The sequence below is a fragment of the Pseudomonas edaphica genome (assembly GCF_005863185.1).
Taxonomy (GTDB): Bacteria; Pseudomonadota; Gammaproteobacteria; order Pseudomonadales; family Pseudomonadaceae; genus Aquipseudomonas; species Aquipseudomonas edaphica.
In genome coordinates this window covers 1-13090 of the sequence record NZ_VBVZ01000123.1, presented here as the reverse complement: position 1 = coordinate 13090, position 13090 = coordinate 1, and the positions used below count along the sequence as shown (strand labels likewise).

Genomic DNA, 13090 nt, shown 5'->3' with positions numbered 1-13090 from the left:
AGCAATGGTGAATGAACGACCGCTATGGCAGGCACGACACCTCCCACAGGACTTGTAGTTTTGCGGATGTTTACGCACGACCAGATCCAACACCTCATCCCGGTCCTTGATCTTCTGCAACACAATCTCCGAACGAATATCCATCACCCCGGCCGTGCGGTTCAGGTGGTTCACGATAAAGTCGGAAAAGTGCTTGAGGTTGCGCGCCTGCACACGCAACACATAGTTGCTTGCACCCGTAATCACATAGGCACTGGCCACCTCCGGCCACCCCTGCACCTTCTTGATAAACGTCTCGTGCCAGTCCTCCACATCCTGGCGCAACGACAGGTGCACGATGGCCTCAAGCTCAATCCCCAACTGCTCGGCATTCAACACGGCGCGGTAGCCGCTGATGATTCCTTCGCTCTCCAGCAGGCGCAAACGGCGCAGGCAGGCGGAGGGCGACAGGGCGACTTTTTCCGCCAGTTCCTGGTTGCTGATGCGGCCATCCTGTTGCAAAAAATGCAGGAGGCGCAGGTCGGTGGCGTCGAGAATCATGGTTAGAATAAATCCGCGTATTTTGGGGTTAAATTCGAATTTCCTACAGCTTAATTAGCCTGTTACCCACCACTTTGCACGAAAATTCTCTAAAACTTCGTTCATTATTTGGTCCATCTTCACTTATAAAAAATCAGGACAACCCATGACCACCCGAAGCCACTGCCAAGCCCTCGACGCCCAGGACCCGCTGGCGCCACTGCGTCAGCAGTTTGCCTTGCCTGCGGGCGTGATCTACCTCGATGGCAACTCTCTGGGCGCCCGCCCGGTGGCGGCGATGGCGCGCGCCCAGCAGGTGATTGCCGAGGAGTGGGGCAATGGCTTGATTCGCAGCTGGAACAGCGCCGGTTGGGCGGATTTGTCCCAACGCCTGGGCAACCGCCTGGCGCCGCTGATCGGCGCGCGTGACGGTGAAGTGGTGATTACCGATACCACCTCGATCAACCTGTTCAAGGTGCTCAGCGCTGCCTTGAGCGTGCAGCGCCAACGCGAGCCTGCGCGCAAGGTGATTGTCAGCGAGGCGAGTAACTTTCCCACCGATTTGTACATCGCCGAAGGCCTGACCGAGTTGTTGCAACAGGGCTATTCCCTGCGGTTGGTCAACAGCCCGGACGAGCTGCCCCAAGCCATCGACCATGACGTGGCGGTGGTGATGCTTACCCACGTCAATTACAAGACCGGCTACATGTACGACATGCAGGCGCTCACCGCCTTGAGCCACGAATGTGGCGCGCTGAGCATCTGGGACCTGGCGCATTCGGCGGGCGCGGTGCCCATTGACCTGAACAAGGCCGGTGCCGATTATGCGATCGGCTGCACCTACAAATACCTGAATGGCGGGCCGGGCTCGCAGGCGTTTGTGTGGGTCAACCCGGCGTTGGTGGATATGGTGCGCCAGCCGCTATCGGGTTGGTTTGGCCACACGCGCCAGTTCGCCATGGAAGCTCACTACGCGCCAAGCGCCGGCATCACGCGCTACCTGTGCGGCACGCAGCCGATCACGTCGTTGGCAATGGTCGAATGCGGCCTGGAGATTTTTGCCCAGACCGACATGGCCAGCCTGCGCAGCAAATCCCTGGCCTTGACCGACCTGTTTATCGCGCTGGTCGAAGCCCGTTGCGCCGCCCACGGGCTGGAGCTGATTACGCCGCGTGAGCATGCCCGGCGCGGAAGCCACGTGAGTTTCGAACACCCTGAAGGTTATGCGGTGATCCAGGCCTTGATCGCCCGTGGCGTGATCGGCGATTACCGTGAGCCGCGCATCATGCGCTTTGGGTTTACGCCGTTGTATACGAGCTTTACCGAAGTATGGGACGCCGTGGAGATCCTTGGCGAAATCCTCGACAACCACACCTGGGACCAACCCCAATTCAAAGTGCGCAACAGCGTCACTTAAGTACAACACGAATCAAAATGTGGGAGCTGGCTTGTTGTGGCGAGCAAGCTTGCTTGCGCTGGGGTGCGAAGCGCCCCCAAAAAGCCGGCTCCAGCTGCGCTGTCGAACGGGAGCAAGCTCCCTCGCCACAGCAAGCCAGCTCCCACAAGGTTCAGCGCCAGCCATAACAATCACAATAATAAAGGGGCACACCACGTGACCACGCCAGACAACGGCTTTGCAGAGATCACCCATCGCGAACTGGGCCTGAGGCGCCAGCTCACTTCCGGCCAGATGAGCATGATCGCCATCGGTGGCGCCATCGGCACGGGGCTGTTCATGGGCAGCGCCTACGCCATCGGTTATGCCGGGCCGAGTGTGCTGGTGAGTTACGCCATCGGTGCGTTGATCACCTTGCTGTTGATGGGCTGCCTGGCGGAGATGACCGTGGCGCACTCCACCTCGGGCTCGTTCGGTGCCTACGCCGAGTTCTACATCAGCCCGCTGGCCGGCTTTCTGGTGCGTTATGCCTACTGGGCGGCGATTGTGCTGGCAGTGGGCGCCGAGGTCACGGCGGTGGCGATGTACATGAAGTACTGGTTCGCCAACGTGCCGGAGTGGGTGTGGATCGTGTCGTTTTCCAGTGTGCTGATCCTGCTCAATGCCATCAGCGTAAAGACCTTCGGCAACTTCGAATACTGGTTCTCGACCATCAAGATCACCGCAATCGTCGGCTTCATCATCCTCGCGGTGTACGTGGTGTTCGGCTCCGGTAATCCTGATTATGGCGTGCAGAACTACACGGCCCACGACGGGTTTTTCCCCCATGGGCTGAGCGGCATGTGGATCGCAGTGATCGTGTCGATCTTCAGCTATCTGAGCGTAGAAATGATCGCCGTGGCCGCCGGTGAAGCCGCAGACCCGGAGCAGGCGGTGAAGAAGGCCTTTCGCGCCACCATCGTGCGGTTGGTGGTGTTCTACCTGCTGACTCTGGCATTGATGCTCGCCATCGTGCCGTGGAACCAGGCCGGCCAGACCCAGAGCCCGTTTGTTACGGTAATGCAGACCATTGGTATTCCCGGTGCCACCGGGGTGATGAATTTCGTGATCCTGATCGCCGCGTTGTCGGCGATGAACAGCCAGCTCTATATCACCACACGCATGATGTTCAGCCTGTCGCGTGCAGGTTTTGCGCCCAAGTCCATGGGCGCCTTGAGCAAGAGCGGCATTCCGCTGAACGCGTTGCTGCTGTCCAGCTCCGGCATTGCCCTGGCGACCTTGTTGAACGTGGTGTACCCGGAAAGCTCGTTCACCTTGATGATGGCGATTTCGATGTTTGGCGCGATCTTCACCTGGTTCATGATCTTCCTCACGCACCTGTTTTTTCGCCGTTATCGCAAGCGTCATGGCGGGCCGAAGCTGTCGTTCCAGCTGCGCCTGTTTCCCTACAGCACATTGCTGGGCCTGGTGCTGATGGGGGCGGTGATGATCACCACGTACTTCACCGAGGCCTTCAAGATGACGCTGGTGTTTGGCGTGCCATTCCTGATGATTCTGTCGGCGGTGTATTACGGGTTTTTCCGCAAGGGCAGGGCCAGGGCGTCGAACAAGGCTTTGGCGTAACCGGGCAATTGCTCGAAGGAGCGGGCGCATAACAGTAGTTTGCGACAGGCCCAGTCTTCGCTTAATGGCTGGGCTTTAATGCGCTTTTCTGTCGGCCAACGTTCCAATGCGGCCTGGGGCACGATGCCCAGGCCGGCGCCGCCGGCGACCATGCGGATCAACCCATCAAAACCCTCGGCGCGAATGCGTGTTTGCAGGCGAAAGCCTGCGTGCAATGCCTGTTCTTCCAGGTATACCGAAAGCGCGCTGCTGGCGGTCAGGCCTACATAATCGTATTGCAGGCTGTCGATGAAATTCGCCGTCGCCAACGGATGATCGAGGGGCATGAGCAGCACCAGTGGGTCATCGCGAAACGGCAGGGTCTGCAAGCCGTGGGTGTCCACCGCATCGGAGATAATCCCCAGGTCTGCTATGCCCTGGCGCAAGGCTTGGGTAATGCGCAGGCTTGGCAACTCCTGCAAGTCGATATCGAGGTTGGGATGTTGGCGCAAAAAATCCGCCAGCAGTTCCGGCAGGTATTCGCTCAGGGCGGTGGTGTTGCACAGCAGGCGCACCTGGCCTTTGATGCCCTGGGCGTATTCGGCCAGGTCCTGTTGCAGGTGCTCGGCCTGTTGCAACAGCAGGCGGGCGTGGCGGGCCAGGGCTTTGCCTGCGGGTGTTGGCGTGACGCCACGGCGGCCGCGTTCAAGAAACTCGATGCCCAATGACGCTTCCATCGCACGGATACGCGCGCTGGCCGCCGCCAGGGATAAATGGCTGCGCGCCGCGCCGGCAGTGATGTTGCCGGTGTCGAGGGTGTGCAGGTAGAGGCGCAGGTCGATCAGGTCAAAGTGCATGGCTGAGGTTTCTCGAGTGACTTCACTGGCCTTATCGCAGGCAAGCCAGCTCCCACATTTTGCTTTGTGAACACAGTCCAATGTGGGAGCTGGCTTGCCTGCGATAGCTATTTAAGCCTCACGCAAAACAAGAGGCTACCTCAGTATATGGCGAATTTTCGACCTCAACGAAATCCTGCAAAATCGCCCCATGACTACCTTCCTCGCGTTCTACCAAAACCTCGGCCCGGCCTTGACCCTGCTGGTGATCGGCACCTTCCTGCTGGCCGGCACCGTCAAGGGCGTGATCGGCCTGGGCCTGCCCACTGTGGCCATGGGTATGCTCGGCCTGGCTATGTTACCGGCGCAGGCTGCGGCCTTGCTGATCATTCCATCCACAGTCACCAACCTCTGGCAACTGGCGTTCGGTGGCCACTTGAGCGCCTTGCTCAAGCGCCTGTGGCCAATGCTGCTGCTGATTATTCTCGGCACCGGGCTTGGCACGTTGTGGCTGGGCACGGACGGCGGGCATTGGGTAGTTCACGCGCTGGGTGGCGCCTTGCTGGTGTATGCGTTAAGTGGCTTGTTTTTGCCGACCTTCAAGGTGAAACCTAAAACCGAGCGCTGGCTTGGCCCGTTGTGCGGTCTGGTCACCGGCCTTATCACTTCGGCGACGGGCGTGTTCGTGATTCCGGCCGTGCCCTATCTGCAAGCCCTGGGTTTGAACCGCGATCAATTGGTGCAGGCGCTGGGGCTGGCGTTCACCGCTTCCACGTTGGCGTTGGCCGCAGCGCTGACCTGGCGTGGCACCCTGGGCGGTGGCGAAGTCAGCGCCTCGCTGTTGGCGCTGATACCCGCGTTGTTGGGGATGTGGCTGGGCCAAGTGTTGCGCCAGCGCATCAGCGCGGTGCTGTTCAAACGGGTGTTTTTCGTCGGCATGGCGATGTTGGGGGGCCATCTACTGATCAGCGGCTGAGTGGCTGTTCACGGTGTAAGCTGTCGCGAACCGATTGAGAGGACACCCCGTGAAAGCCCGATCCGATGAGCTACAGATCTTCGTCAGCGTGATTGAGTGCGGCTCGATTTCGGCGGCTGCGGAGCAGGTCGGGCAGACGCCTTCGGCAGTCAGCCGCACCTTGTCGCGCCTGGAAGCCAAGCTCGACACCACGCTGATCAACCGCACCACGCGGCGCATGGACCTGACCGAAGAGGGCAAGTATTTTTTCGAACAGGCCAAGGTGATCCTGGCGCAGATGGACGAGCTGGAAGAGCGCTTGTCGTCGCGCCAGAAGAACCCTTCCGGGCGCCTGCGCATCAATGCGGCCGTGCCGTTCATGCTGCATGGGATCGTGCCGTACATTGCCGAGTTTCGCAGCCTCTACCCGGATATCCAGCTGGAGCTGAACAGTGACGACGTGATCATCGACCTGCTGGAGCAAAGCACCGACATTGCTATCCGCATCGGTGCCCTGGCCGACTCGACCCTGCATGCGCGCTCGTTGGGTTGCACGCCGCTGCATATCCTCGCCAGCCCCGACTACCTCAAGCAGTTCGGCACGCCGAAGACGGTGGCCGAGTTGGCCGACCATACGCTGCTGGGCTTCACCCAGACCGAAACCCTCAACCACTGGCCGTTGCGCCACGTGGAAGGCGACCGCTGGCTGATCCAGCCAAGCATTGCCGCCTCCAGCGGCGAAACCGTGCGCCAGCTGGCGCTGGAAGGCCAGGGCATTTGCTGCCTGTCGAACTTCATGACCAACGCCGACATCGATGCCGGGCGCCTGGTGCCGGTGCTGGAAGCCTTCAACAGCGGCTATCGCCAGCCGATCCACGCGGTGTTCTACCGTAACTCGCAGTTGGCGCTGCGCATCCAGTGCTTCCTGGACTTCATTCAAACCAAGCTTGCGCGGTATGCCTGCTGATTCGTGACCTGTGCGCAAGATTGAATTGGGCAGCATGGGCTTATTCGGCAGGAATGAGTCCTTGATACTGGGCCTATCACTTACCCAGTCAGGAGCAACCTCCATGAACGTATTCGTCACCGGCGCAGCAGGGTTTATCGGCGGCTCCATCGCCACCGGCCTGGTCAAGGCCGGCCACACGGTCACCGGCCTGGTGCGCAGCGCCGAGCAAGCGGCTGAAATGACCGCCCTGGGCATCACGCCCGTGATCGGCACGCTGGATGACGCCGCCGTGTTGAGCGCACAGGCTTCTAAAGCTGATGCGGTGATCAATGCCGCCAGCAGCGACCATCGCGCTGCCGTCGAAACCTTGCTGGCCGCCTTGAAAGGTTCAAACAAGCCGTTCCTGCACACCAGCGGTTCGAGCATTGTCGGTGATGCTTCGGGCGGTAAATCCAGCGATGTCATCTACGTTGAAGACAACCTGCCGGAGCCGACCGTCGACAAGGCCGCGCGCGTGGCCATCGACAACCTGATCCTGGCGGCGGCCAAAGAGGGCGTGAACTCGGCGGTGATCTGCAACACCCTGATCTACGGCCACAGCCTGGGCGTGAAGCGTGACAGCGTGCAATTGCCACGACTGCTCAAACAGGCGCGTAAGAGCGGCGTGGTGCGCCATGTGGGCACTGGCCAGAACATTTGGTCCAACGTACACATTGAAGACGTGGTGGCCCTGTATCTGCTGGCCTTGACCAAGAACGTCCCGGGCACGTTCTACTTTGTGGAAAGCAGCGAAGCGGCGTTTGTCGACATGACCACCGCGATTGCCCAAGCCCTGAACCTGGGCGAGCCGCAGGATTGGCCATTGGCTGAGGCTGAGGCTGAGTGGGGCTATGAAATGGCCAACTATGGCCTGGGTTCCAACAGCCGGGTGCGTGGCAAACATGCGCGTGAGTTGCTGGGCTGGGCGCCGACGCGCACGTCGGTGGTGGAGTGGATTCGCAACGAGATGGTGTGATGTCCGCTTAGTACCGCGGCGTTGCCATCGCAGGCAAGCCAGCTCCCACACTTGAATGTATTCGCAATTCAAAATGTGGGAGCTGGCTTGCCTGCGATGAAGGCGACTCGGTTCATGTGTTGTTACACATTACTGGCCCCACCGACCGCAATTCCGTACCATCCCCCGCCATATCCCTCGCTACTCCCTGGTACCTCATGAACCTCACCCGTCTGCGCGCCGATGCCCTGGCCGGCCTCACCACGTCTTTCGCACTGCTGCCCGAATGCATCGCCTTTGCCCTGGTGGCTCACCTCAACCCGCTGATGGGCCTCTACGGCGCCTTTATTATCTGCACGCTCACGGCCTTGTTTGGCGGCCGGCCGGGCATGGTCTCGGGCGCGGCGGGTTCGATGGCGGTGGTGATCGTGGCGCTGGTGGTGCAACACGGCGTGGAGTATTTGCTCGCGACGGTGCTGCTGGGCGGTCTGATCATGGTCGCGTTTGGCCTGTTACGGCTGGGCAAACTGGTGCGCATGGTGCCGCATTCGGTGATGCTCGGGTTCGTCAACGGCCTGGCGATCATCATTGCGCTGGCACAGCTGGAGCATTTCAAAAGCGGTGAAACCTGGCTGAGCGGCACGCCGTTGTATGTGATGAGCGGGCTGGTGGTGGCAACCATGGCGATTGTTTACCTGCTGCCACGCCTGACCCGCGCCGTGCCGCCCGCGCTGGTGGCGATTTTGGGCGTCGGCCTGGCTGTTTACCTGCTTGGTCTGCCAACCCGCACGTTGGGCGACATGGCCCACATCGCCGGCGGCCTGCCAACCTTCGCGTTGCCGCAAATCCCGTGGACCCTGGAAACCCTCGGCATCATTGCGCCCTACGCGTTCCTGATGGCGATGGTCGGCCTGCTGGAAACCCTGCTGACCCTGAACCTCACCGACGAAATCACCGAAACCCGTGGCTACCCCGACCGCGAAAGCGTGGCCCTGGGCGCGGCGAATATGGTCTCGGGCCTGTTTGGCGGCATGGGCGGTTGCGCGATGATCGGGCAAACCGTGATCAACTTAAGCTCTGGCGGGCGCGGGCGTTTCTCCGGGGTGTTCGCCGGGGTGATGATCCTGTTGTTTATTCTGTTTTTGTCGCCGCTGATTGAGCGTATTCCGCTCGCGGCTTTGGTCGGCGTGATGTTCGTGGTGTCCCAGCAGACCTTTGCCTGGGCGTCGCTGCGGGTGATCAACAAGGTGCCGGTCAACGACGTGTTGGTGATTATTGCGGTAACGGTGATTACCGTGTTCACCGACCTGGCCACCGCCGTGCTCTGCGGCATCGTGATTGCGGCGCTGAACTTCGCCTGGCAACAGGCCCGTGAGTTGTATGCCGATGAGCATCTGGAAGCTGACGGCAGCAAGCTGTATCGCCTGCACGGCACGCTGTTCTTTGCCTCGACCACGCCGTTTTTGAACCAGTTCGACCCGGCCAACGACCCGGCCCAGGTGACGCTCGATTGTCGTCACCTGAGCTTTGTCGACTACTCAGCGATTGCTGCGCTGATGACCCTGCGCGAGCGCTACACCAAGGCCGGCAAGCATTTGCGCGTGCTGCATTTGTCGGAGCGCTGCAAGAAGCTGCTCAAGCGCGCCCGCGTGCATCACGACTGATTACAGCGGCAGCATATTTTCCAGTTCCTGGGCGCGGGTGCGGGTCATGTCCAGCATGCAGCCGATGCCATTGACCTGATCGATGGTGCCACCAGTCGCTGAGCCGATGAAGCCGCAGTTGGCGTCCCGGTACTTGATCCACAGGCGCTGTACGTCCTGCAGTTGCTGCTTCTGTTTGCCTTCCTGAAGCGCAAGGACGTCTTTGTACGCCTTGTTCAGGCGCGCGTCCTGGATCTTGGCTTCGGTGGCGTTGCAGCTGACCATGTCCGCCGTGGTGTTGGCGCCATCCAGGCATTTTTTCAACGCCGGGCTGTCATCGGCCCAAGCGCTGCCGCAAAAGGCCAGCAGCAGTGCGCTGGCGGCGAAAGGAACAAGCAGGGTCTTGCGATTCATTGTTGGTTTTCCTGGTTGTGGGTAGGCCTGTCATCTGAGACTCGGCCCTGGCAACTGAGTTTCCGCACGCAAAAAACTTCATGTAAGAACACCCCCCGGATTTTCATCGGCTGGCGTTGGGCATGTCCCAAAGCGACAGCGCTTATCTGTGGGCGAAAATTACTTTCATAAAAATTGAAAATTACACCCGGTAATGATTTATGAGTTTCACAACCAATTCGACGTGACCCTTTCCAAGGAGTACCGCATGGCCGCACCACTGGGCTTTGGGCTGTTGGCATACGCTGCCATCGCCATCATTGCATTGATCGTGCTGATTGCACGCTACCGACTCAACCCGTTTATCGTCATCACGTTGGTGTCTATCGGCCTGGCCTTGATGGCCGGCATGCCGGCCGACACGATCATGGGCTCGTACGAGGCGGGCGTCGGCAAGACCCTTGGGCATATCGCCCTGGTGGTGGCGTTGGGCACCATGCTTGGCAAGATGATGGCCGAATCCGGCGGTGCCGAGCAGGTGGCGCGCACGCTGATCAACCGTTTCGGCGAGCGCAACGCGCATTGGGCGATGGTGTGTATTGCGTTTCTGGTGGGGCTGCCGCTGTTTTTCGAGGTCGGTTTTGTGTTGCTGGTGCCGATCGCCTTTACCGTGGCGCGGCGTGTGGGCGTGTCGATCCTGATGGTCGGCTTGCCGATGGTCGCCGGTCTGTCGGTGGTACACGCGCTGGTGCCGCCACACCCGGCGGCGATGATGGCGGTGCTGGCCTATAACGCGTCGGTGGGGCAGACCGTGCTGTACGCGATTCTGATCGGCATTCCCACGGCGATCATCGCCGGCCCCGTGTATGCCAAGTTCATCGTGCCGCGCATCCACTTGCCGGCGGAAAACCCGTTGGAACGCCAGTTTATCGAGCGCGAGCCGCGTACACGTTTGCCAAGTTTCGCCCTGACCATGGGCACCATCTTGCTTCCGGTGGTGCTGATGATGATCGGCGGTTGGGCCAACGTGATTTCCACTCCGGGCACTGGTTTCAATCAATTCCTGCTGTTTATCGGCAACTCGGTGATTGCGCTGCTGGTCGCCACGCTGGTGAGCTTCTGGACCTTGGGCCTGGCCCAGGGCTTCAACCGCGAATCGATCCTCAAGTTCACCAATGAATGCCTGGCGCCGACCGCCAGCATCACCTTGCTGGTGGGCGCAGGCGGCGGTTTGAACCGCATCCTGGTGGACGCGGGCGTGACCAATGAGATTCTTGGTCTGGCGCATGCCTTCCACCTGTCGCCGCTGGTGATGGGCTGGTTGTTTGCCGCATTGATGCGCATCGCTACCGGCTCGGCCACCGTGGCCATGACCACGGCCTCCGGTGTGGTCGCGCCCGTCGCCATGGGCCTGGGTTATCCACACCCTGAATTGTTGGTGCTGGCGACCGGTGCGGGTTCGGTGATCTTTTCCCACGTCAACGACGGCGGCTTCTGGCTGATCAAGGAATACTTCAATATGACGGTGATCCAGACCTTCAAGACCTGGACCGTGCTGGAGACTTTGATTTCGGTGGTTGCATTCGGTCTCACCTATGGCCTGTCTCTTGTTTTATAAGCCTCATTTTGTAAGCCGGAGCCGTCATGGACATCCTCTACCAGATCCGCGCCCGCCAGGATTCGTTCAGCGCCGGCGAGGGCCGTATCGCCAAGCTGATGCTCGATGATGTGGGCTTTGCCGCGTCGGCCAGCCTGGAAGCGTTGTCGCAACGGGCCGAGGTCAGCACGGCAACTTTGTCGCGTTTTGCTCGCAGTGTCGGTTGCCGCGATTTACGTGATTTGCGCCTGCAATTGGCCCAGGCCAGTGGCGTGGGCAGTCGTTTTCTGGACCCGGCCGGGTTGCCGGAGCAGTCGGCCTTTCACCGGCAGATTCTGGGGGATATCGAAGCGACGTTGCGTCAGCACCTGTCGGGGTTTAACCAGGCCAGTTTTGTTGATGCGGTCAGCCTGTTGGGCAAGGCGCGGATGATTCACGCGTTTGGCATGGGCGGCCCATCGAGCCTGTGCAGTGACGAATTGCAGGTGCGCCTGGTACGCCTGGGCTACCCGATTGCCGCCAGCCATGACCCGGTGATGATGCGGGTCACGGCGGCCACTTTAGGCCCGGAGCAGGCGCTGATCGTGTGCTCGCTCACCGGGCTGACGCCAGAACTGTTGGACGTCGTGAAGCTTGCGCGTAGCTACGATGCCCCCATCATCGCCATCACCCTGGCCGACTCACCCCTGGCCGAATTGGCGGATGTATTACTGCCGCTGCAACCGGCCGAAACCAGTTTTATCTACAAGCCCACCGCGGCGCGCTACGGCATGCTGTTGGCCATCGACCTGCTCGCCACCGAACTGGCGCTGGCCCTGCCGGACGACAACCAGGAACGCCTGCGCCGGATCAAGCTGGCCCTCGACGATTATCGCGGCGGCCCCGACAGCCTGCCGCTTGGAGACTGATATGAAGTACGACACGTTGATCCGCCAGGCGCTGATCATTGATGGCAGCAACACGCCGGGCTATGTCGCCGATGTGGGGCTGCGCGCCGGGCGCATCGAGACGATCGGCGACTTGTCGAGCGCAACCGGCGAGCATGAAGTCGACGCCAGTGGCCGCGTGTTGGCGCCGGGTTTTATCGACGTGCACACCCACGATGACACGGTGGTGATCCGCCACCCGCAGATGCTGCCCAAGCTCAGCCAGGGCGTGACCACAGTGATTGTCGGCAACTGCGGCATCAGCGCATCGCCGGTGAGTTTACGTAGCGACCCACCGGACCCGATGAACCTGCTGGGGGCGCGTGAGGCATTCGCTTATCCACGTTTTGCCGACTATCGTGCTGCCGTGGAAAGTGCTCATCCGGCAGTCAACGTTGCCGCTTTGATCGGCCACACCGCCTTGCGCAGCAACCATATGGACGACCTGCACCGCACCGCCACGCCCAGTGAAATTGCCGCCATGCGTGTGCAGTTGCAGGAGAGTCTGCAGGCGGGTGCCCTCGGTTTATCCACAGGCCTGGCCTACGCCAGCGCGTTCAATGCCGAGACCGATGAAGTGCTGCAGCTCAGTGAAGAACTCACGGCGTTTGGTGCGGTGTACACCACGCATTTGCGCAGCGAATTCGAACCGGTACTGGAGGCGATGGACGAGGCGTTTGTGATTGGCCGACATGCGCAGGCACCGGTGATCATTTCCCACCTCAAGTGCGCCGGTGCGGGCAATTGGGGGCGCAGTCCGCAACTGTTGGCATCGTTGGAATTGGCAGCGCAAACCCATCCGGTCGGGTGTGATTGCTATCCCTATGCCGCCAGCTCGTCGACGCTGGATTTGAAGCAGGTCACCGACGCGTTTCGTATCACTATTACCTGGTCAACACCGCACCCGGAGGTCGGCGGGCGCGACTTGCAGGACATCGCGGCGCAGTGGGAGGTTTCGCTGATGGATGCGGCACGTCGCCTGCAACCGGCAGGGGCCGTGTACTACGGGATGGATGAGGCGGATGTACGGCGTATTCTTGCGCATCCGTTGTCGATGGTGGGTTCGGATGGTTTGCCGGAAGACCCGTTTCCCCATCCGCGGTTGTGGGGCGCATTTCCACGGGTGCTGGGGCACTTCAGCCGGGATGTGGGGTTGTTTCCACTGCACACGGCGGTGCACAAGATGACCGGGTTGTCGGCGGCGCGTTTTGGGCTGGCCGAGCGTGGAGAAATTCGTGAAGGGCACTGGGCCGACCTGGTGTTGTTCGACCCGTTGCGCG

General features: G+C 60.7%; 11 protein-coding genes and 1 pseudogene. 9 read left to right on the top strand and 3 right to left on the bottom strand.

Annotated features, from left to right (window positions below; all coding sequences use genetic code 11):
* Positions 1-78 precede the first annotated feature (78 nt).
* Positions 79-540 (bottom strand): annotated as a pseudogene (locus FEM54_RS10690) (Lrp/AsnC family transcriptional regulator); the annotation flags it as partial.
* Between the two features lie 145 nt (positions 541-685).
* Between FEM54_RS10690 and kynU the strand changes: the two are divergent.
* Both kynU and FEM54_RS10680 read left to right on the top strand, forming a co-directional pair.
* A complete protein-coding gene (gene kynU, locus FEM54_RS10685; RefSeq protein WP_138450808.1) occupies positions 686-1936 on the top strand; it encodes a kynureninase in 1251 nt (416 codons plus the stop codon).
* A 195-nt stretch (positions 1937-2131) separates the two neighbouring features.
* Positions 2132-3538 carry an amino acid permease gene (locus tag FEM54_RS10680; RefSeq protein ID WP_017137956.1) on the top strand — a complete coding sequence of 469 codons (1407 nt, stop codon included), beginning with the start codon at positions 2132-2134 and terminating at the stop codon, positions 3536-3538.
* Here the strand turns inward: FEM54_RS10680 and FEM54_RS10675 are convergent.
* The gene (locus FEM54_RS10675; RefSeq protein ID WP_138450806.1) at positions 3484-4374 is read right to left on the bottom strand and encodes a LysR substrate-binding domain-containing protein; all 891 of its coding nucleotides are present in this window, start codon (positions 4372-4374) and stop codon (positions 3484-3486) included. The genes FEM54_RS10680 and FEM54_RS10675 overlap by 55 nt on opposite strands.
* A 190-nt stretch (positions 4375-4564) precedes the next feature.
* Between FEM54_RS10675 and FEM54_RS10670 the strand changes: the two genes are divergently transcribed.
* The 4 genes from FEM54_RS10670 (at position 4565) to FEM54_RS10655 (ending at position 8915) form a co-directional block, all read left to right on the top strand.
* Positions 4565-5329 carry a sulfite exporter TauE/SafE family protein gene (locus FEM54_RS10670; protein WP_138450804.1) on the top strand — a complete coding sequence of 255 codons (765 nt, stop codon included), beginning with the start codon at positions 4565-4567 and terminating at the stop codon, positions 5327-5329.
* A 49-nt stretch (positions 5330-5378) separates the two neighbouring features.
* Positions 5379-6275 carry a LysR family transcriptional regulator gene (locus FEM54_RS10665; RefSeq protein ID WP_138450802.1) on the top strand — a complete coding sequence of 299 codons (897 nt, stop codon included), beginning with the start codon at positions 5379-5381 and terminating at the stop codon, positions 6273-6275.
* 103 nt (positions 6276-6378) lie between these two features.
* Positions 6379-7272, top strand: a complete 894-nt coding sequence (locus FEM54_RS10660; protein WP_099549433.1) for an NAD-dependent epimerase/dehydratase family protein — start codon at positions 6379-6381, stop codon at positions 7270-7272.
* A 197-nt stretch (positions 7273-7469) separates the two neighbouring features.
* Positions 7470-8915 (top strand): SulP family inorganic anion transporter, encoded by a 1446-nt coding sequence (locus FEM54_RS10655; RefSeq protein WP_017137951.1) that lies wholly within the window; start codon positions 7470-7472, stop codon positions 8913-8915.
* Here the strand turns inward: FEM54_RS10655 and FEM54_RS10650 are convergent, their stop codons facing one another.
* Positions 8916-9308, bottom strand: coding sequence for a lysozyme inhibitor LprI family protein (locus FEM54_RS10650; RefSeq protein WP_138450800.1), 393 nt, complete (start codon positions 9306-9308; stop codon positions 8916-8918).
* A gap of 247 nt (positions 9309-9555) precedes the next feature.
* Here FEM54_RS10650 and FEM54_RS10645 point away from each other — a divergent pair, with 247 nt between their 5' ends.
* The 3 genes from FEM54_RS10645 to FEM54_RS10635 all read left to right on the top strand — a co-directional run.
* Positions 9556-10905 (top strand): GntT/GntP/DsdX family permease, encoded by a 1350-nt coding sequence (locus tag FEM54_RS10645; RefSeq protein ID WP_225933009.1) that lies wholly within the window; start codon positions 9556-9558, stop codon positions 10903-10905.
* 26 nt (positions 10906-10931) lie between these two features.
* Positions 10932-11792, top strand: a complete 861-nt coding sequence (locus FEM54_RS10640; RefSeq protein WP_017137948.1) for a MurR/RpiR family transcriptional regulator — start codon at positions 10932-10934, stop codon at positions 11790-11792.
* Position 11793: 1 nt separating this feature from the next.
* Positions 11794-13090, top strand: a 1297-nt coding sequence (locus FEM54_RS10635) for an N-acyl-D-amino-acid deacylase family protein (RefSeq protein WP_138450798.1), incomplete at its 3' end; no start/stop codon positions are given.